General features: G+C 58.4%; 1 protein-coding gene. It reads left to right on the top strand.

Annotated elements, in window-relative coordinates; translation table 11 throughout:
* Positions 1 to 82 precede the first annotated feature (82 nt).
* Positions 83 to 1,143, top strand: a protein-coding gene (locus FNA46_RS25055) for an IS630 family transposase (protein ID WP_143127966.1) whose coding sequence is annotated in 2 segments (ribosomal slippage) — positions 83 to 575 and positions 575 to 1,143 — 1,062 coding nt in all. Because the reading frame shifts where the segments join, the coding sequence is not laid out codon by codon here.
* Positions 1,144 to 1,179 lie beyond the last annotated feature (36 nt).

The following is a 1,179-nucleotide window of genomic DNA, read 5'->3' as shown; positions in this document are numbered from 1 at the left end:
ATACCAACCGTCGCTGATGCTGACTCTTGGGCTTCCCGAAGGGGGACGAATCTGAATCTCTGTGGCAAACAGGAGGTTTGCGATGGGTTCAGCGCTTTCTTTGCGGTCGGATTTCGACGGTTCTATCCTACGGCGACTGGCCCGGCAAACGCGCGATGCCGATCAGGCACGGCGGCTTCTTTCGCTCGCTTCGATCTATGATGGTGGTTCACGGGCAGATGCGGCGCGGCTCGGCAGCGTGACAGTTCAGATCGTGCGCGACTGGGTGGTCCGCTTCAATGCTCGCGGTCCCGAAGGACTGATCAACGGCAAGGCTCCTGGTCCCAAGTCGCTGCTGAACGATCAGCAGCGCGCGGCCCTTGCAAAAGCCATCGAAGTAGGACCGACGCCTTATCTTGACGGTGTCGTTCGGTGGCGTCTGTGTGATCTGGCTCAATGGATTTGGGAAGAGTTTCGCATCTCGGTGAGCGAGGAGACCCTGGGGCGCGAAGTGCGTGCCATGGGGTATCGCAAGCTCTCGGCTCGCCCAAGACATCATGCGCAGGACCCGGAGGCGGCCGAGGCATTTAAAAAAACTTCCCAGCCGCTGTGGCAAAAATCGCCGCCGGCCCCGCCAAGGGCAAAGTGATCGAAATCTGGTTCCAGGATGAAGCTCGGATAGGCCAGAAGAACAAGATCACGCGCCGATGGGCCAAGCGGGGAACAAGGCCGTCCGCGCCGCACGACCAGCGAACCCGTTCGGCCTATATCTTCGGTGCCATCTGCCCCAAACAGGGCAAGGCTGCGGCTCTCGTCATGCCTTGGTGCGACACCCATGCCATGAACCAGCACCTGATCGAGATCTCTCGCCACGTCGCTGACAATGCACACGCTGTCCTCATCATGGACCAGGCGGGTTGGCATATGTCCAGCAATCTGGTGGTCCCAGAAAACATCACCATTCTGCCACTACCGCCCAAATCACCGGAGTTGAACCCGGTGGAAAACATCTGGCAGTTCATGCGCGAGAACTGGCTCTCAAACCGCGTCTTCAAGTCCTACGAGGATATCGTCGATCACTGCTGCTACGCTTGGACAACCCTGCAGGACCGACCGTGGAAGATCATGTCGATTGGAAGACGCAAATGGGCGCAAGGGTTCTGATCAATGACGGTTGGTATTACGCTGACATCGAGTGAT

This window comes from Affinirhizobium straminoryzae, from assembly GCF_007004135.1.
Lineage (GTDB): Bacteria > Pseudomonadota > Alphaproteobacteria > Rhizobiales > Rhizobiaceae > Neorhizobium > Neorhizobium straminoryzae.
Note: the sequence above shows the minus strand (reverse complement) of the source record. Positions and strands in the feature narration are given on the sequence as shown.